A 218-nucleotide genomic window follows, 5' to 3' on the forward strand; every position below is an offset into this window, starting at 1 on the left:
AGATCAGGAACCTGCGGTGGGCCGTGGACTTCGATATTCCGAAACAGGGCGGCAGCGACCGCCAGGCGCATCCGCTGACCAGGACGTAGATGATCGCCGAGAACAGCGTCTCATCAGGGGTGTCCTGCGTCCCGCCGCCCTGCGGCCGCACCTTCGACGGTGGGATCAGCGGCTCCGCGATCTCCCACAGGCCGTCCGGAACAATCCAACTCCAAGTA

Annotated in this window: 1 protein-coding gene; it reads right to left on the minus strand. The window is 64.7% G+C overall.

Annotation, left to right across the window (positions count from 1 at the left end; genetic code table 11):
- A partial coding sequence (locus tag ADK55_RS24275) for a transposase (RefSeq protein ID WP_199826618.1) occupies window positions 1-218 on the minus strand: 218 nt, incomplete at both ends.

Origin of the sequence: Streptomyces sp. WM4235 (assembly GCF_001279725.1) — a bacterium.
Classification (GTDB): Bacteria; Actinomycetota; Actinomycetes; order Streptomycetales; family Streptomycetaceae; genus Streptomyces.